The 18,962-nt window shown below is 56.1% G+C and carries 18 protein-coding genes; 9 read left to right on the forward strand and 9 right to left on the reverse strand.

The features are described from left to right. The 6 genes from V9G17_01140 to V9G17_01165 all read right to left on the reverse strand — a co-directional run. Window positions 1-1,505, reverse strand: a 1,505-nt coding sequence (locus V9G17_01140; GenBank protein MEI2751177.1) for a Ppx/GppA phosphatase family protein, incomplete at its 3' end; no start/stop codon positions are given. After that, window positions 1,506-2,177 carry a phosphate signaling complex protein PhoU gene (gene phoU / locus V9G17_01145; protein MEI2751178.1) on the reverse strand — a complete coding sequence of 224 codons (672 nt, stop codon included), beginning with the start codon at window positions 2,175-2,177 and terminating at the stop codon, window positions 1,506-1,508. A gap of 14 nt (window positions 2,178-2,191) precedes the next feature. Continuing rightward, window positions 2,192-3,055 (reverse strand): phosphate ABC transporter ATP-binding protein PstB, encoded by an 864-nt coding sequence (gene pstB / locus V9G17_01150; GenBank protein MEI2751179.1) that lies wholly within the window; start codon window positions 3,053-3,055, stop codon window positions 2,192-2,194. A 17-nt stretch (window positions 3,056-3,072) separates the two neighbouring features. Continuing rightward, the gene (gene pstA / locus V9G17_01155; GenBank protein ID MEI2751180.1) at window positions 3,073-4,722 is read right to left on the reverse strand and encodes a phosphate ABC transporter permease PstA; all 1,650 of its coding nucleotides are present in this window, start codon (window positions 4,720-4,722) and stop codon (window positions 3,073-3,075) included. Next, complete coding sequence (locus V9G17_01160; GenBank protein ID MEI2751181.1) at window positions 4,715-6,919, reverse strand: ABC transporter permease subunit; 2,205 nt, start codon at window positions 6,917-6,919, stop codon at window positions 4,715-4,717. Before V9G17_01160 ends, pstA begins: the two co-directional genes overlap by 8 nt. Window positions 6,920-6,942: 23 nt before the next feature. Beyond that, window positions 6,943-7,962 carry a phosphate ABC transporter substrate-binding protein gene (locus V9G17_01165; GenBank protein MEI2751182.1) on the reverse strand — a complete coding sequence of 340 codons (1,020 nt, stop codon included), beginning with the start codon at window positions 7,960-7,962 and terminating at the stop codon, window positions 6,943-6,945. A gap of 178 nt (window positions 7,963-8,140) precedes the next feature. On the opposite strand from V9G17_01165, the gene V9G17_01170 reads away from it, so the two are divergent. Continuing rightward, on the forward strand, window positions 8,141-8,881 hold the full coding sequence (locus V9G17_01170) for a response regulator transcription factor (GenBank protein ID MEI2751183.1): 741 nt from the start codon (window positions 8,141-8,143) through the stop codon (window positions 8,879-8,881). Window positions 8,882-8,914: 33 nt separating this feature from the next. On the opposite strand, the gene V9G17_01175 is transcribed toward V9G17_01170, so the two are convergent. Next, window positions 8,915-9,154 carry a hypothetical protein gene (locus tag V9G17_01175; protein ID MEI2751184.1) on the reverse strand — a complete coding sequence of 80 codons (240 nt, stop codon included), beginning with the start codon at window positions 9,152-9,154 and terminating at the stop codon, window positions 8,915-8,917. Window positions 9,155-9,319: 165 nt separating this feature from the next. Continuing rightward, window positions 9,320-9,829: a phosphate-starvation-inducible PsiE family protein gene (locus tag V9G17_01180; GenBank protein ID MEI2751185.1), complete on the reverse strand. Its 510-nt coding sequence runs from the start codon at window positions 9,827-9,829 to the stop codon at window positions 9,320-9,322. Window positions 9,830-10,373: 544 nt separating this feature from the next. On the opposite strand from V9G17_01180, the gene V9G17_01185 reads away from it, so the two are divergent. The 5 genes from V9G17_01185 (at window position 10,374) to V9G17_01205 (ending at window position 14,889) form a co-directional block, all read left to right on the forward strand. Further along, a complete protein-coding gene (locus tag V9G17_01185; protein ID MEI2751186.1) occupies window positions 10,374-10,760 on the forward strand; it encodes a winged helix-turn-helix domain-containing protein in 387 nt (128 codons plus the stop codon). Between the two features lie 280 nt (window positions 10,761-11,040). Beyond that, the gene (locus V9G17_01190) at window positions 11,041-12,411 is read left to right on the forward strand and encodes a hypothetical protein (GenBank protein ID MEI2751187.1); all 1,371 of its coding nucleotides are present in this window, start codon (window positions 11,041-11,043) and stop codon (window positions 12,409-12,411) included. Between the two features lie 90 nt (window positions 12,412-12,501). Beyond that, on the forward strand, window positions 12,502-12,810 hold the full coding sequence (locus V9G17_01195; protein MEI2751188.1) for a hypothetical protein: 309 nt from the start codon (window positions 12,502-12,504) through the stop codon (window positions 12,808-12,810). A 164-nt stretch (window positions 12,811-12,974) separates the two neighbouring features. Beyond that, entirely contained in the window at window positions 12,975-13,913 is a 939-nt protein-coding gene (locus V9G17_01200; protein ID MEI2751189.1) for a hypothetical protein, read from the forward strand. Window positions 13,914-14,016: 103 nt separating this feature from the next. Further along, window positions 14,017-14,889, forward strand: a complete 873-nt coding sequence (locus V9G17_01205; GenBank protein MEI2751190.1) for a tetratricopeptide repeat protein — start codon at window positions 14,017-14,019, stop codon at window positions 14,887-14,889. 97 nt (window positions 14,890-14,986) lie between these two features. Here V9G17_01205 and V9G17_01210 read toward each other — a convergent pair whose 3' ends face one another. Next, window positions 14,987-15,523: a Slp family lipoprotein gene (locus V9G17_01210; protein ID MEI2751191.1), complete on the reverse strand. Its 537-nt coding sequence runs from the start codon at window positions 15,521-15,523 to the stop codon at window positions 14,987-14,989. Window positions 15,524-15,708: 185 nt separating this feature from the next. Between V9G17_01210 and V9G17_01215 the strand changes: the two genes are divergently transcribed. The 3 genes from V9G17_01215 (at window position 15,709) to V9G17_01225 (ending at window position 18,945) form a co-directional block, all read left to right on the forward strand. Then, entirely contained in the window at window positions 15,709-16,284 is a 576-nt protein-coding gene (locus V9G17_01215) for a Slp family lipoprotein (GenBank protein ID MEI2751192.1), read from the forward strand. Between the two features lie 107 nt (window positions 16,285-16,391). Then, window positions 16,392-17,153: a response regulator transcription factor gene (locus V9G17_01220; protein MEI2751193.1), complete on the forward strand. Its 762-nt coding sequence runs from the start codon at window positions 16,392-16,394 to the stop codon at window positions 17,151-17,153. A gap of 304 nt (window positions 17,154-17,457) precedes the next feature. After that, window positions 17,458-18,945, forward strand: coding sequence for a hypothetical protein (locus tag V9G17_01225; GenBank protein ID MEI2751194.1), 1,488 nt, complete (start codon window positions 17,458-17,460; stop codon window positions 18,943-18,945). Window positions 18,946-18,962 lie beyond the last annotated feature (17 nt).

Consider the following 18,962-nt stretch of genomic DNA (forward strand, 5'->3'; position numbering starts at 1 on the left):
TTGAACACCTTCTCGAACAAATCGCTGCGACCCCGCGCCGCCCAGATTTCCAGCTCGGCATCACCGGAGACCTGCACCGTTATGACGACGGACTTCCCGAGTTTCACATCGACGTTCCGCACCACGGAAAACTGGCTTCGATCCAATCCGTCGGCAATACGGAGCAGGGCGGACAGCACATTGATGATGCGTTGGTGCCCTTGCGGCAACGCGGTGAACTCACTGTGCTTCCGGGTGGGAACCGAACGGCGGTGATACCGCGCGACATTCGCGACCAGATCGATTTCCTCCGCGGTGAATCCGGAGAGATCGCTGTTCTTGATCAGGTAGTAGGCATGTTTGTGATGTTGCCGTGAATTGATCAAATATCCGATATCGTGCAGGATGGCCGCGAACTCCAGCCACTCACGCTCCCGCTGCCCGAATCCGTGCAAAGACGTGGTTTGATCGAACAGCCGTAACGCGAGTCCGGCGACATGGAGCGCATGCGTCTCGGAAACATGACACCGACGAGCCAGGGCCAGGATGTTGCGTTTTCGGACATCGGGAATGTCCCGCTCCGCCTGAATGCCCTCGTGGTGTCGCTGGATAAAATCGTAAATGATCCCTTCTCGAATCGCCTTGTCGCAGATCGTCAGCTCCTGTTTCCGTAACACATCGAGCAGAATTCTGAACACCATCGTCGCAGGAAGCAGGGTATCCACGCGCTTGGGATCCAGCCCCGGCATGGCCAACCGGGTTTTGAGCGTGGCATCAGCCAGACGTTTTTCAACGGCGGCAATTTCCTTCGCGGAAATCTTTGTGAGATTGAGCTGCTGGAGCGGGCGGCCGGTGCGCTGCAGGTAAATGACTTCGGCGAGATTGCCCGCCATCCCGGAGGTGGCGATGATCTGCTCCACGCGTTTCGCCTTATAGGAACGAAGCGCCTGCTTGAGTTGTCCGGTCACGGCGTCTTCCAATTCGTGCAGCATCGCTTTGGAGGGCGGCGTCTTGGTCAAATACAGGTCTTTCAGGCGAATGGCTCCCAACTTGAGGCTGCGAGCGTGATAGATTGTCTCCCGGTTTCCGACGATCACCTCGACCGACCCGCCTCCGATATCGATCACGAGGGTCGGTGGCTCAGGCAGAGCCACGCTGTTTTGCACGCCGAGAAAAATCAAGCGGGCTTCTTCCGCGCCCGTGATGACCCGGACCGTCAAGCCGGTCTGCTGCGCGACATGATCCAGAAATTCTCCGCCATTTCGCGCCTCTCGTACCGCGCTGGTCGCCACGCCTTCGATCCGCTCGTAACCCTTGTTCCTGGCCAGCGTGACCAGGTTCCGGATGACTTCGAGGCCGCGCATCATCGCCTGATCGGACAGGCGGCGCGACGTGAACACCCCGTCACCAAGGCGGGTCATGTCTTTGAAGCGGTCGAGGATTTTATAGGTGTAGTCCGGCTGAACTTCCGCCAAGACCATATGAATGGAATTGGTGCCGATATCGAGGACGGCCAGCTTGGGCATCTACAGGCTCGCAGAGGGGGCTACGTGTCGGATGTTCTTGCCTTCAACCATGTAGACGACAAGTTCCGCAATATTAGTGGCATGATCCGCGATCCGTTCGAGCGATTTCGCCACGAAGGTGAGCCGGATCGCACGGGTAATGGTACGCGTGTCTTCCAGCATAAAGGAGAGCAGTTCGCGAAACAACTGCTCGTTCACCTCATCGACAAAATCGTCATCGGCACACACCTTCCGCGCCAGCACCGGATCTGAATTCACAAACGCATCCAGGCAATCCTTGACCATGCGCATCGTCCAATTGGCCATGCGCGGGATGTCGATATAGGGCTTCAGCTGTGGCTCGCCGTTCAATTCCAGGGCTCGGTGAGCAATGTTCTCGGCCAGGTCACCCATGCGTTCCAATTCGGACGAAATTTTCATCCCTGTCGTCACAAAACGAAGGTCGCGGGCCGTCGGCTGTTGAAGGGCCAGCAATTGGATGCAGAGCTCGTCGATCTCGACATCCAACGCATTCACATCGTGATCCTGCTTGATGACGTCGACCGCCAGATCGGAATCCCGGTCCACCAGCGCCTCCAGGGCCTGCTGGATCTGCGACTCGACGAGTCCGCCCATACGGAGCAATGTCTGCTTGAGATGCGCGAGATCTTGATCGAAATGTCGTTGCATCATCGAGTTCCTTCCGTCTATCCGAATCGACCGGTAATGTAATCTTCCGTTCGTTTGTCGTGCGGGGTCGTAAAGATGGTCTTTGTATCGCCGAACTCCACCAGCTCGCCCATCAGAAAAAATCCGCATTGATCCGAGACACGCGCCGCCTGCTGCATGTTGTGCGTCACGATCACCACGGTGTAGGTATCCTTCAAGGTATGGATCAACTCTTCGATTTTCCCGGTCGCGATGGGATCGAGGGCCGAGCAGGGTTCATCCATCAGGATAACATCGGGCTGCACAGCCAACGCACGCGCGATGCACAACCGCTGCTGCTGTCCGCCGGACAGTCCCAGGGCGCTCTGCGTGAGCCGGTCCTTCACCTCATCCCAGAGTCCCGCGCCGTGCAAACTGTGCTGCACAAGTTCGTCCAGCGACCGCTTGTCCTTGGTGCCATGCAGGCGTGGTCCATAGGCGACATTGTCGTAGATCGACTTGGGAAACGGGTTCGATTTTTGAAACACCATACCCACACGTTTTCGAAGGTCGGTGACATCGATGGCGGGATCGTAGATGTCCACCCCGTCCAGTTCCACGCGCCCCACCGCGCGCGCCCCTTCCACCAGGTCGTTCATGCGATTCAGACAGCGCAGCAGGGTGGATTTCCCGCACCCCGACGGACCGATGAAGGAGGTAACAGAATGGGCCCGTACCGTCAACGAGACCTGAAAGAGAGCCTGCCGTTGGCCATAGTAGAAGTCGAGATTGCGAATCAGCACTTTTGCATCGACAGAGGCTCCATGCTCTTCGTGGGGACGGGTGAACCTTGGTTGGGGAACGGTCGGACGCACTGAATAGGTCGGCGCCGTCTGCGACAGGGTACGAGTTGGGTTATCCATGCAGGCCCTTTCTGTGATCATACTGCCGATGCGGCAAATCGCCGCCGTAACCGATTACGTAGCCGCACGGCCGCCCAATTCAGCAAGACGACCACGAGGATCAGAATCAACGTGGTCATATAGACCATCGGCTTCGCTGCCTCCACGTTCGGGGATTGAAACCCCACGTCGTAAATATGAAAGCCCAAGTGCATAAACTTCCGATCGAGATGTAGATAGGGCAGGTACTCATCCAGCGGAAGGGCAGGGGCCAATTTGACCACCCCGGTCAGCATCAACGGCGCCACTTCCCCGGCTGCCCTGGCCATCGCGAGAATCAGTCCCGTCAAAATTCCCGGCAACGCGCAGGGGAGAATCACATGCCGGAGCGTTTCAAATTTGGTGGCGCCCAGGCCGAGCGACCCTTCCCGAAAATCACGCGGGACCGCCGACAAACCTTCCTCCGTCGCCACGATCACGACCGGGACGGTGAGCAGGGACAACGTCAGCGAGGCCCAGAGGATGCCGCCCGTGCCGAAGGTGGGATTCGGCAATGCCTCGGGAAACAACCACTGGTCGATCGTGCCTCCCAGCGCATAGACGAAAAAGGCGAGGCCGAATACGCCGAAGACAATGGATGGCACACCGGCCAGGTTGTTCACCGCGATCCGGACCAGCCTCACCAACGGTCCCTGCTTCGCATATTCCCGCAAATAGACGGCGGCCATCACCCCGAACGGCATCACCGCCAAGGTCATGAGAAACACCATCAAGACCGTGCCGAAGATCGCCGGAAAGATACCGCCTTCCGTATTGGCTTCACGCGGTTCGCTGGACACAAACAGCCACAGATTATGGACATAGGCCAGGAGCTTCTCAAACCAGTGCATCGCGTTCGGCCGACTGACGTCCAACACCTGATCGAGAGAGAGCCGCACCGACCGGCCGGTGGAGAGCGTCAAGAACAAGACTTCCTTCCCGGCCTCCTCGTGCAGCCGCTCAAGCGCCTCGGTCTTGGCAAGATAGTCCCGCTCCAACGCGGTCATTTGATCGAGGAGACGCCGGTCTTTTTCGGCATCGCCGGGGGTAAGTGGACCATTCAGCGCCAACGCCTGCCGGGCGAGTCTGGCCTTCTCAATCCGATAGTTGATGGCACCGATTTCCTCTCGCTCCAGATGTTCGATCCGCCGACGTAACTGATTGGCTCGCTCCACCAACGTCACCACCGTCGACCAGGTGCTCCCGTGTTCGCCGTCTGCCGCATTCCCCTCCACGCCGACAGTGACGCGACCAAAGGCAGGTCCCCACTCACGCCGCTGGATAACGACTAAATCATCGGGACGCGCACTCGACACAATCTCCGCTTCATTAATCCAACGATATTCGGCCCCGAACACGTCCCGATTGCCGACCCGATACCGGAACCGACGCTGTCCTGACGGCGAGTCCGGCGATATTGAATTGGGGATGACTTCTTCTCCCACCACCTGACCGATCACGGTCTCCTGCGTTCTCAGCCCGGTCTCCTGCAGTGCGCCTGGCCAAAACTGACCCAATCCGTTGATCATAATCAGTGCCAGCATCCCGGCCACCATCAACAGGCTGAGCGCCACACCGGAAGCCGTCATCCAGACGAACAGCTCCCCGCCTCGCCAGAAATCCTTCATGCGTGTCGATCGTTCAACCATGGCTGTACTTATCCCGGAGCCGCTGACGAATGAGTTCCGCCAACGAGTTGATGACAAACGTGACGATGAACAGGAGCAACGCAGCCAGGAACAACACCCGGTAGAGACTGCCACCGTGCGGAGCCTCCGGAATTTCCACGGCGATATTGGCCGACAGTGTCCGGAAACCGTTCGCCCAGTTCCAATCCAGAATGGGCGTATTGCCCGTAGCCATCAGGACGATCATCGTTTCCCCGATCGCGCGCCCGAACCCGATCATCACGGCAGAGAAGATCCCCGGGCTGGCAGACAACAACACCAGATGCAGAACGGTTTGCCAACGGGTGGCTCCCAACGCGAGAGACCCGGCAATTTGCGTCTTCGGCACATTGGAGATCGCTTCTTCGGCAATACTGTAGATCACCGGGACGATGGCAAACCCCATCACGAGCCCGACGACCAGGGCATTCCGTTGATCGTATTGAATGCCGAGCCGACTCGAGAGCCAAGCCTTGACGTTCCCGTCGAACCACCAGCCTTCGATGGTGGCATTGGCCCACAGGCACCCGACGATCCCGAGCGCCAGGACAGGGAGCAACAGCAAGGCTTCCTGCCCGTGCGAGAAATGTCGCTTGACGGCGAGCGGGCAGAGAGACCAGGCGAACGAGGACGCGATGACGAGCAGGGGCAACACCAACGCCATACCGGCCACCGCCGGGAGCATGCGTTCCAGGAGGGGAGCCAGCCAGAGCCCGGCGAGGAAGCCCAAGACCACCGTCGGCAAGGCCGCCATGACTTCAATGATCGGTTTAATTTTTGCGCGCAGATCCTGGTGCATGAACTGCGCGGTGCACATCGCCGCCAGAATGGCGATCGGGACAGCGAGAAACAAGGCATACATCGTCCCCTTGAGCGTCCCGAATGCCAGCGGAAGCAGGCCGAGTTTCGGCTCAACATCATCCGACCCGGAAGAGGATTGCCACACATACGCCGGCTGATCGTACCCCTCGTACCAGACCTTGCCGAAGAGTGTCTCGAGCGTCACTTCAGAATAGGCCATCTGAACCTGGTACAGGGACAGTTGCCCGGCTGCATCCAACGCGATCACCCCATCGCCTTTCGGCGCGAACCCCACGGCACGAATCGGAAACTCACCGTTGGCCAGCCGCAACAACGTTTGAGAAGAAGTCGCATGGTGGAGAAACAGATTTCCCTTTGTATCGCCGGTGACAAACGCCTTGACCCGCTGAGACGGAGCAAACGCAGTGATCGGCACATTGTGAGAGCGGAGGGTATGGATTTGGGTCAGTCTCCATCCGGACGGAGCATCGGCACGTCGCACGAGTCCCCAGGTCGAGACCGCACCGTCGGCAGACGTAATCACCAGGCTACGGTCTCCGCTCAGAAACCCCAACGTCGTCACTGCCGTCGACGGCGCGGCGACCGCATAGGCGGCCCTCATCTCCGGCGACCCCGTCTCGGATAGGGCGACATGCATCACCTGCCCCTCCGATGTTCCCACATACAGATTTTCGAGCAACACATCCAGGGCAAGAGCCGTGACCTTTCCTTCCGGTTGCGGAAGTTCCGTGATGATCGGATTGCTGCCTGACGCGTCATCTGCGGCGATACGCACGAGGAGTAACCGACCTCCCTCGGACAAGAGGGCCAGGAGACTACCTTGATCATTGGCCCGATAGGCCAGCCGGACGATGGGACCTTTCGTCACCGCGATGGGTTGTCCGGCGCGAATGTGCGGACGCTTCCGTCGCTCGCCTTGCTCAGAAAAATCCGTCGTGATGCCGACTTTCAAGAACAGGACTTCACCGTCGGCCGTGCCCACCGCCAACCGTGGAGTATTGCCGCCACCCGACGCCATCGCCGTGATCCGGCGGTCCTTCACCTGGGCCGGCATGTCCAATGGAATGGGTTGGCCGGATGCCAGATCGAAGAACTGGATGGCTCCCGAGGTGAACACCTGTGCGATCTCACGATGTTCATCCACCGCCACCTGAGCCGGGCCTCCGTCCTCAAGCAGGGCAGGCACACTCAGGCGTTGCGTTAGCTTCGCGCTCGGCGCTGTGAACAACGGGGTGACTTCACGAAACAGAAAGAAGAAGATCCCGAGAATGCTGATAATCGTCGCCAGCCCGCCTACGGTAATCAAGGCTCGCGCAAGCCGGTCGATCAGGAATCGCATATGGACAGGCTTGAGCATGGATCGGAATCGGTCCGTCATCATTAGCGGATCTGGCTCAGCTGCTTCTCGGCCAGGGTGGCATCGACAGGGAAATAACCATCTCTCAGCACGTCGGATTGCCCTTCTTTGCTATACACGTACGCCAGAAACTCCTTGACGATGGGGGAGAGTGGTTTCCCAGGGGCCTGATTTACATAGATGTATAAGTATCGCCACAGCGGATACGTGCCGTTCTTCGTATTCGCCTGAGTGGGCTCGATGAACGGCTGTCCGGACTTCGCCGCCAGCGGAACCATTCTGACTCCGGATGTGCTATAGCCGATTCCGCTGTACCCGATGCCGTAACGGTCTTCATTGATGCCCTGGACCACCGACGCGGAACCCGGTTGTTCCTTCACTTGATCCTTGAAGTCGCCGTTTTTCAGTGCATGTTCCTTGAAAAATCCGTACGTACCGGAAGCCGAATTTCGACCATAGAGACTAATCGGCGCATTCGCCCAATCACCGGTGGGGCCGACCTGTCCCCAACGCGTCAGATCAGTGGTGTACCCCTGCCGCCGAGACTTTGAGAAAAGCGCATCCACTTCCGCAATCGTGAGCCCTTTAATGGGATTGTCCTTGTTGACGAACAACGCCAGCGCATCAATCGCCACGGGATAGGCAGTGGGCGGGTAGCCGAACTTCGCTTCAAACGCATCGATCTCGCTCGATTTCATCGTCCGCGACATCGGACCAAGTTGAGCGGTATTTTCGATGAGAGCTGGCGGCGCCGTGCTGGAACCTTTGCCCTCGACCTGAATTTTCACATTGGGATATTGCTTCCGAAATCCTTCGGCCCACAGCGTGATCAGATTGTTAAGGGTATCCGAACCGATGCTGTTGATGGCACCGGAAATGCCACTGACCTTGCTATAGGACTTGAGGCCCTCATCAACTTTTCCCTGCTCCGCGACAACGACAAGTCCAGCCGCACTGGCGCTCCAAAGATTGGTCGTCATGAACGGTCCCAGTACGGTAAGCATGGCACCCATGCAGATCTGTCGATGCGAGACACCCTTCATATGTTTCCTCCAAGTTATGATGAAGAATAAAATAACGCACGTTCATCAGCATCGATGAATGAGGATACGTTGGCGTGATTGCACCACCCTCACAACGGTGTTAACGGCGTGTTAATTTGAGGGTCAGCAATGAGATCAGCGGCACTGCTCGGCGAGTTAACGAACGGTTGACCCGGCCATGAGCATCACGAAACAGGACCTTCTGTATCGTGACGTCATGACAGACACGATTATTCAGATCATTGAGGATGAACCGCTCCACGCAAACCTGCTGGAACGTGCATTGCGCCAGGCCCGTTTTACGACTGCCATCGCCGCCGACGGCAATCGTGGATGGCGAGAGGTATGTGAAACCCTGCCGGCGCTGATCCTGCTCGATCTGATGCTTCCGGGCATGAGCGGCCATGAGATTTGCCGGTTGGTACGGAGTACCCCGAGGACCCGACATATTCCGATCATCATGCTGACGGCGGTCGGCACGGAAGAGGATCGTATTGTCGGCCTGGAGATGGGCGCAGACGACTATGTCGTGAAACCATTCAGTCCTAGAGAAATCGTCTCACGTGTACAGGCTGTCCTGCGTCGAACCAGAGCAGCGCTTCCGAAACCGATCCGGCTGGTCGACGCCTCAGTCACGGTGCAAGGCCCATATTTTGAAGTCTCCTGGCAGGATCGTTTGCTCACGCTTTCGATGATGGAACTGGCTCTGCTCCGATGTCTGCTCGCACATGAAGGGAAATTGATAGGTGCCACAGAGTTGGTCGCCGCTCTGGGAGAAGAACAGGGGAGAAGCACACAGGAGGAGGTGGATCACGTAATTCGCTTCCTGCGCCGGAAACTGGATAATGCGCGCGCAGGGTCGATAGACATACTGCCGGGATATCGTTACAGATTCCTGAGGCAGGAACGACCGGCCTGACATCGTGGCCCGGGTATCACTCTGAGGCCAGAATCAACCGGCGCTAGACAACGCTGACGCCCTGGAAGAAACCCCCTCGACCTCGTACTGAAAGCCTCTCCGCAGAAGAATGATCGCGCCGCGCCGACTGAGTTCATCCACCGTCGTAAAGACCTGATTCCAACTCAGTTCGGGCAGGAGAACAACCACTTGTTCCAGCGTCAAAGACTTCCGGACACGCATCAGATCGAGAATCAGGGATTCGCTGCTGAAGGATGGGGATAGATGAGCCATGACGTTCCTCCTGGTCAGACGACTGTCGCCCTCCCGGATATGGTCGGCCCGAAGAGCGATGATGTGCGCGGTAGCGTATATCTCTCAGTTTGCGTCAGTCTCATTTCCCGGATATCAACAGCCGATTAAGTGTTCGTTAACTCGTCCGCAGGCATCGGAAGGACACTAGCAGTCTTCCCGGCCACAAACAGAGACATGCCCGCTTCCCTCTCCCTGTGCCGGGGAACAGCGGACGGCGACGACTCGAACCAAGCCGAGCGTGAGAAGAATGGCTCCGAGAAGCAACATCTTCCCCTGATCGGCCTCCTTGAACCACAATGAAATGATCTCCGTCAGCATGACCACCAGAATGGTATCCACAATAAAGGTGACTTTTACACGCCCCTCGGAGAAATAGGTCAACGTCGTTTTAAACACTTCGACAACGGCGAGCAGAATCAATGTATCGACGATAATCTGCCGAAGCCCCACTTCAACCGCCGCATCGAACAAGAGCCGGATATCCAAAAATGTTTTGATCACCCCTCCGGTGAGCGCGATGAGAATCGTCAAAATCATGAGGCTCAACACAGCCTTGATGGCCTTCATCCACAGTTCAGTCAAGTCCATATCAATCACGCGACCTGCAAGGTGTGACACACGGTGCATCCGAGGCTGAAAATTCGTAAACGTCATACGAAAGAACTCCCTTTTGTTGTGAATGAAACCGTTCGGATCAGGCCCAAGCCTACGGCCCCTTTCCGGTCATCATAGACCACAAACCCATAAAGAGACCGACCAATACGACCATTGCGACTTGAAATGCTCCATTTGCCGGAGATGATATCAAGAAGTCGGTGGGCGGCATGTGGGGCCTCCTCTCAACAGTTTAGAGGGCACTCGGGCCGAACGGACTCTGTGTGAGGAACGTCGAGGCGCTCCTCACAGACTCGCGATTTCTATCCAATACGTACATCACCCTCAGAGCATAGCCCGGGAATGTTCCGGCCGACTCACTGATCCATTACACAATGGTTAACTCTGCTGCGCGGCCCCCGAAAATAGTTAACAGAAGCTTAATGCGCCCGTGATGGAAGAGGAACGTCCTCGCGATAGAGAATTGTCAACCGGCTAGATGACTGACCCACAACCTGGAGCACCACTGATGGTCACCTACTTCACATTGCGCCTCGGGAGCCGATTTCGCTTCAAATCAATCGCCCTTAGGAATGCATGACGCATGCGTCCTAAGCGGAGACCGATCTCCCTTCCAGCCCGTCGCAGACAGCAATCACAACCAGCCAAGCGAGCGACCGTTGCCCTCGTGTTCCTTGGGCAGTTGGCCATTGATCGGCAGCGACATGAGGTGACGGTGGGCGATCGGGTTGTGCACCTCACACCTCGTGAATTTCAATTGCTGTGGACGCTGACCCAACGGCCGGGAAAGGTCTATCGACGGGAAGAATTACTCACTCTGGTGTGGGGGACTGAGACATTCGTCGCGGTGAGAACGGTGGACGTGCACATGGCCAAATTACGGCGCAAGCTTCGGACACGTGAAGATCATCCGGATATTGTCGAAACAATCTGGGGCGTCGGTTATCGCTTGCAAATCGGGCCACAGTAGATGTTCTCGCCGATCACTCCTTTTTTCATGCCGATCAACACACCCGGCTCACCATTACGCCGCCTTCCCCGTCACGGTTCGCCATGCAGGATTCACTCACAAGCATTCTGGAGTTTACTGATTCCTAACAAACCAGTGAATCGGTCGTTACAGCAGGGGTGTATCAGACAGATACGGCACGATTCGCTCCGTTCTGAAAGCGCCATGAAATCGTCGATTCAAACCCAAGAGGAGGAAGTTCATGTACAAAATGCCGAGTAGGTTTGTTACGAGCGTCGCGGTGATGATCACCGCACTGCTCTTTACCACCAATGTCATGGCGCAAACACCGCCCGCCGTCGAGGGGCCGCCAACTCCGGCCGCCGCTCCATCAGTCGAAGACTCGATGGCCAACTTCGATAAGAGACTGAGCCTGATGGAAGAATGGAAGGCGACGATAGAACGACTTCCTGCGCTGAGCAATAAGGTGAACTTCGGATTGAACGCGTTGCAATTCCTCTACACCCATCAGGATGCCAAGACAGCCGAGGGTCGGAGTCAGGACAACTTTGGTATCCGACGCTCTGAGTTGCTCGCATATGGAAAAATCAATGAATACATCCCGAAATGGCACGTCTTGTTCGAGTTTCAAAGCATCAATTTGGCCAATAACACGCCGGACTGTGCTGGGGCCCCTGGAGGCAATTGCGCCGCGAAAGCCGGTGGGACACCAACGGCTGGAACCTGGTTTCGGGAATCCTACATTGACTTTCGACCGTTCCCGAATCTCGCACCGAATCTGAACTTTATCCGCATGGGTGTATTCCGCATGCCCTGGGGTATTTTCACGGAAACGTCGGGCGGTCTTCGCGATGTGATCAGTTCGCCCTATCTCACCTCTGTCGGCAGTGGAGCCCAGAACAACCGTGGAACAGGCGGCCCGATTGAATTCGTTCATGAGCGCGATTACTTTGTGGATATGCGCGGGACGCTCTTTCATAAGTTGGACTACGTCGGCGGCATCATGAATAACAACAATTACACGGCGAATATCACCGGCGCAAATGGCCCGAAAGTCGGGTACGGTCGTCTGCGATATTTCCTCACCGACATCTCTTTCGTCAGCTTTACTTTTCTCGCCGGCGAGAGCAACAATACCGGCACATTCATCAACGGTCGCGGAAAGGGCGAGTTCGACCGGTTTGCGGTGGATTTCAGATATACTTCTCGCCTCCTGCCAGGATTTATGATTCAAGGTGAAGCCTGGACGGGTCATGACGGATCCAATGCGACCACCGTAGGGACGCCGGCCCAGGGCGCCTGCTTGGATATCGCGCAGTGCGGAGGCTCCGGAGCACCAGGCGCACAACGCCGCACCTGGTATCTGCTCGCCAAGTATCTGATTTCTGACGGGCCGCTGCGGAACTTTGAACCGGTCGTGATGTATGAGCAGTTTGATCCCAATACCAAGGTGTCGAACGACATGTACACCAGAACCATCATCGGCCTGAATTATTACTTTGAAAATTTGCCACCAAAGATTCAAACTAAACTGATGATTAACTATGAATTCCGCGACCATCAAGGAACCGGACCCGGAACCACTGTGGCCAATACCGATGCATTCGCCAATAACGCATTTCTGGTGCAATTCCAAGTTCGATACCAGTAGTCCGGCGTGAAGATAAGGAAGGATTCGACCACCATTACTTCTCATTCGTCGCAATTCGTCGTTACCTGCATTCGTGAATGGGGAGTTCCGATGGCAGGGGCCTGCGCCATGGCCTTGATCCTCGGGTGTGCCTCCTCAGCCAGGATGCTGACCGAATCCGAGAATGGCGGCACGATTGTCTATCCTTACTTCGACGAGCAGGACGTGCTCTCGTCGCCGGCGCGCCACGACGCACTTCGCCTCATCGAGGCGAAGTGCCCCGGCGGCTCACGCATTTCCAGAGAGGGACAAATTCCACGGATCAGTCAAGCCGTTGACCAGGCCTGGAAGGGGCAAGTCTCCGGCAACGGACAGGTTTCCCGAGAACTGCTCTGGGCGATGCAATTCAGCTGCAAGTAGGTCAGATCGCTCAACCACCTACCTCCACAGACCTTTCACCTCACGAGGACTCATTGCTCAATACTCATCCGTACCCAATCGTTCCCCGCCGACTTTGTGCGGCCGTAGTACGATCGATGCTGATTCAGATGGTTCGCTCATACGCTCGCACCCGCAGCGCGACGATGGCGTACTTCTGCATCGTCCTGTCCGGTTTCTTTGCTCTGCCAGGGTGTGTAGGTCCGCTCAATCAGCGTCCGATCTACGAAGCCAAGGGGATTCAAGTGGGTATCGAAGCAGACCATACTGTCGATCTTCGCGCTACCCCGCCGGTCCTCAACAGCCATCCGGCAAAGATCACGACTGAAGAAATACGAACACTCCTGGGATCGCTGGAGGTGTCAGGGTGGACTGGTATCATTGTGGGCATCTTTGAAACCCCGCAACCCAAGCCGGTATTTGGAGGTGCTGCGCTTGCGAACCTGGCCGAACAGTTTGCGAAAGCGTTCCGTGAGGCCACCCCCGAGGATCGTGTCTATTTCTCCTTGCAGAACCCGACGGCCCGCTATGAGACGGATCGCACCGCCGGAAGCATGTTTATCCGAGACGGGTATCTTCATTTCATTCTTGGGGATCACTACGGGTTCGAAAAAGCTGATCCCGGAGGAGGGGAACAGCGGGATCCTCGCGATACAAAGGGCATGAGGCTCTGGGTGACCCGCCCGGCGCAATCGGCGTCCGTACCGGAAGACAAAGAACCGCACTGGAGCGCATTTGAGAAAGTGCATATTTCGTTGAACGTGAGAGAGGTGCTGACGGCGCTCGGGGGCACTAACGACGTCACTAAGCCACCAGCCGCGAGTCCAGCTCCTGCAGCAGCTGTATCCGCGTCACCGATGAAGGATGCGACTGCACCTGCACCGGGCAATCACGATACGCTGCAACAGCAGATTCAGGAACTCGGCAATGCCAACCAACAATTACGTACGCAGTCCGAACAGCAGACGAAGGAGCTCGACCAACTAAAAGAAGAGTTGCGACGCATCCGCGAGGATATGAAATCTGCCAAGGATTCAAAGTCGATTCTCAAGCGCACACCGTCCCGCACAAAACCTACCCAATAGTTAACGCCGATTTAACTCTGCGGTGGGAACCCGGTAACACCTACCCGATACTCTCCCGTCAGCTATTCTGACGAACCGATTGGCATCCTTAGAGGAGGAGAGTATGCGCGCAATCCCACGACCACTTCGAGCCGGTCTCGGACTCTGGCTGAATATCGCCCTTTTGTGGGGCTGCTCAACATCAGCAATCACGGCCGGCAATGAGGATCCCACCGCCACCCTCCTGTCCCAAGGCCAGGCTCAATACCATCAGGGCCAGTTCGATAGGGCGCTGGCGACGATTTCCCAGGCCATCGTCCTGTCTCCAGCCAATGCTGAGGCAAGGAATGCGCGAGGATTTGTGTACCATTCGCAAGGCTTGAAGGAAGAAGCGAAACGAGACTTTGCTGAAGCCATTCGGCTCAATCCCAACCACGCGCTGTACCACAGCAATCTGGGAGCCGTCTATCTGACCTCGGGGCACTACGGTGAGGCCCTGGACTCATTCAATCATGCCTTGCGCGTGGCCCCCCCCTCGGCGTTGGTGCTCAATCAGCGCGGCCAAACCTACCGTCACCTCGGTCAATTCGATGAGGCACTACAGGATTTCAATGCAGCCGCACAACTCAATGGCCGAGATGCCACGATCTATGCAAATCGCGGCGTCGTCTATGCCCTAAAGCAGGACTTCGAGCAAGCCAAACGTGATCTCGACCGAGCAGCTACGCTCAACCGGACTCTCCCTGCCGTCTATCAGAGCCGCGGGCTCGTCGAAATGCTGACCGGGGAATTTGATCGAGCGGAGAGCGATTTCTCACAAGCGATCGCCATGGGAGTAGACGATCATACCCTCTACTACAATCGAGGTGTGGCTCGATCTATGCTCGGAGACAAGCTTGGCGCAATACAGGATTATGACAGCTCATGCCATGCCGGATACGTTCCAGCCTGTAAGTTCAGCAGGATCCTGTCTCATATCGATACACCGCGCTCGTAATTATTGCGCAAGATAGGGCTGCTTGGGGTGCAAGCTGAGAATGGCGAGGGATTATCAAAGGGGCACAGGTCGGACAAACACCCGTGCCCCCCTGAGTCTAGTTCACGCAGTAGGTCTGATGCTCAAGCGGGTAGTAGCCATCGGTCGTATGAGGAAAGTCTGCAACGCCATAGGACCCGTACTCACCGGTTTTCCACACATGCATACATTTTGCGGTGACAAACGGCTCCGTTCGAGTAGCTCCATCTACGGTGATGTCTTGAGCCCCTTGTGCGACGGCGACCACAACCAATTTGTTGCCATACCATCTCGCCGCGGGATCCAATTTGCCGCGATAGGCGATTGCAAATTCAGGTGCAGGTCGCGCAGTTTCCACCGGTCCATACGCCGGATGCGCTCCAACTGGAAGCTCCTGTGCTCTGATAAGGAAACCGTCAGCGGATTCCTCAACCCCTACAATGCGGCCGGCGAGCTGCACAACGCGTCCCTTGAAGACATCCGGCTGAGCCTGCACCACACCGAATTCAGCAGGAGCGACATTGCGCGTCGTTTCCGGAGGAAACAGCGATGAGGTTGAGCAGCCGGCGGTAAGCCCGGCGGCCAGCAATAAACCAAGAGAGAGTGATTTCATCATGCACCTCCTGACCGTAAAGGTTGATGTTACACAACCACAATCATTCGTTAACACAAATGTAACACAAGGTCCGAGGTGCAACAAGATTCACAAATGTGAAGATTTGATCGGGTTCACCCCCGGAGAGAGACCGTTTCCGGCACGAAATACGTCAGCATACTTCTAACTTTTACCAAGGAGTTCTCATGAGGACAACCAGCCACTACATGATCGGTCTATTGCTTGTGCTTCCCGCTATCTTGCCGGCCTGCGCAAGCAACTCGCCATTTCCGACAGAAGTCCGGGACAAGGTAGCACCGACATTTGATTTTCAAGCGTGGCGAGATGCCTCACCCAGCAATCCCGGCGGCAAGTCTGGTTCCGGCACAAAAGTAGAACTTGGTGGGCGAATCGTACAGGTCAGCAAAGATAGCAAGGGTATTCTGATCGTGGCTGAACAACTTCCCGTTGTGAACCATCCCGTGTATGGACCAACGGATAGTGGCACGCGCAAGGGAGAATATGAGTTTGCCTTCCTGTATCCGGCCGAGCTGGCTCCGGACACGCTCAGAAACGGAAACCGATTCGTCATGATCGGGACGACGAACGGCAGGAAACCCGTCGTCGTCAATGGGGCTCCGAAAACCGAACCCTATTTAGTGGCGGACTGCATTCATGTCTGGCAGACAGGAAGAACCGAAATCTCTGAATTCAAGGAGAGTGCAGGCGCGGGGAATTCACCGCTTCCCGAAGTCACCTCCTGCGCGCCCAAGAAGCATTGAGTCTCTCCACTAGGCTCTGAGCAGAGCGGCCTGGCCACGTCCAGACTCGACTGGGCGTGGCTCACGGCATCTCACAGTACAGGACCGACACGGTACAGAAACATCCTATGCTTCGATCGTCGACATCATTTCAGCCTCGCTTAGGCGACGGGACTGAGGCCTTGCCTCCCGTCACGATGATTGCCCCTCAGGTCGCATCATCCATTTTATTTCTCACGGCAGATACGAACTTCGCCAGCACCATCGAGCGGCTTTTAGTTCGAAATGGGTATCGAGTGTCAGTGGCCCGCTCCATCTCCGGAGTGAATGTCTATACTGGGAGAGCACCGGACCTGGCGATTATCGATCGACGACTGGATATTTTTGATCAATTTCGAAACCACGCCATACTTGGTGCAGTACCATCCATTGCAATTCTTCCGGTCGAACATCAGGTCTCTGAGGAGGACTATCTTCATGACCTTGAGAAGGGCTATGACCTTGTCTTTTGCTCAGATCGCTACCGTGAGCTTGTCGCTCAAATTCGAGCCATGTTCCGGCGAACCAAATCGGACGCCCTTCGCAGTTCAGTGCTCACCGCCGGTACCCTCGTCATGGACCTGGCCAAATATGAAATCACCGTAGACAACGTGGAAAAACCTGTCACGAGAAAAGAATTTGAAATCCTGCACCAACTCCTTTTATCACCAGGCCACGTACTCTCACGCCAGGAACTCCTTAATCGCGTGTGGGGAGAAGACTATGCCCTCGAGGAGCATGCCCTCGATGTGCATATCCACTCACTGAGACGGAAAATCGAGCCGGACCCCTCAAGACCTCGCTTTATCATCACTGTCCGAGGCATAGGGTATAAATTGTTGTCTGAGTAGTATTCCATACGCGTCCTCTCTAGCTCCTGCATCCTCCCCCGCTGTCATATTCCGCCAATGCATTAAACCGCGGACACGACTGCCGCTTGCTTCCCCACCACCCCCTGCGCGCACCTGATTCAGATAGGCATACGTGCCAGGACTAGGCAATCGGTAGGCGCTTATATTATTTTTGAAACTATAATATATTCGCACTCTTCTTAGCGGCGTAATTGGACATTGAAGCGGTTTCAGGCAGGGGAGAATCCGAATGATCACCATGACTCCAAGACATTCATGGGCCTGCCCGGCAGGAGTCGCCATCATGGTGATGCTGGCAACGCTCGCACCGGCGCAAGAATTGCCGACCTCTCAGGGACCGCAGCCACAGCCCGAACAGAACATCAGAGAAAAAGGTTTGGAAGCGCCGCTCACTAGCCCTCAGCCGGCGCTGAAAGGTCCGGAGTTCAGACCGGGGGGAATTTCGATAGAAGATCTCTTACTTCAAAAAGGCACGATCACTATGGACGAATGGATCCAGATCCGTGCCGAACAAGAATACCGATTGGACGAAAGGGAAAGACGTATCGATGCGATCGAAGACTGGAAAAACAGAACCGAGTTGCTGCCGATCTTGAGGGATAAGGTGAACTTCGGCCTCAATGCGATGCAATGGCTCTACACCCATCAGGATGCCCATGTCCCGGAAGGCAAGAGTCAGGACAACTTCTCCATCCGGCGTTCAGAAATCCTCTTTTGGGGAAGAATCAATGATACCCTTCCACGCTGGCATGCGCTCTTCGAGTTTCAAAGCATCAGCTTCGGGCGAGAAACGCCTACGGGCGGGAGCGGCGCCGCAACCGGCCAACCGATTGCGGCCACCTTCTTTCGAGAATCCTACATAGATTTTCGTCCCTTCCAATCCCTGTCTCCTTATATCGGTTTCTTTCGTTTCGGCATTTTCAGAATGCCGTTCGGCATTTTTACTGAGACCTCCGGTGGTCTGCGGGACATCATCAGCTCGCCCTACCTCACGTCCGTCGGAAGCGGCAACGGCAACCGAACCGGCACAGCCGGCGCCATCGATTTCCTGCAAGAACGCGACTTTTTCGTCGATGTACGCGGGCGTTTGTTCAACCGTCTGGAGTATGTCGCGGGCATCATGAACAACAATAATTTCCATGCCAATGCGACCGGCGCGAACGCCCCCAAAAGTTTCTATACGAGAATCCGGCTCTTCGGGTCGGACATCTCTTGGATCAGTTTCACAACGATTCAGGGCGAATCCAACAATGCCAACACCAACATCAACGGGCGCGGAAAAGGAAGATTCGACCGGTATGGCGTGGACTTCCGCTACACCTCAAGAATTATCCCTGGTCTAATGGTACAAGGCGAGTGGTGGCAGGGTCACGATGGAGCCAACCAAACCACCGTCGGTCGTCCCGCTAACGGGGCTTGTCTCGACCAGGCCATCTGCGGTGGCTCCGGCGCGCCTGGCGCGCAAAGACGAACCTGGTACGTCCTGGGAAAATACCTGATCTCCGACGGTGTTTTTCAAAACTGGGAGCCGACGGTCATGTACGAACAATTCGACCCCAGCACCAGCATGTCCAACGACCTGTATTCGAGAACCATTCTCGGCCTCACGTATTACTTTGAAAATTTCCCTCCGAAAGTTCAATCGAAAATTCAGTTCAACTATGAATTCCGGCATCATCAGGGAAATGGACCAGGAGTTCCTTATGATGCGACCTTCGACGCCTTCGCGCAGAATGCCTTCTTGATACAGTTTCAAGCCAGGTTTATGTAGCGGAGAAGCGTTGGAGG

Source organism: Nitrospira sp. (assembly GCA_037045225.1).
Classification (GTDB): Bacteria; Nitrospirota; Nitrospiria; order Nitrospirales; family Nitrospiraceae; genus Nitrospira_A.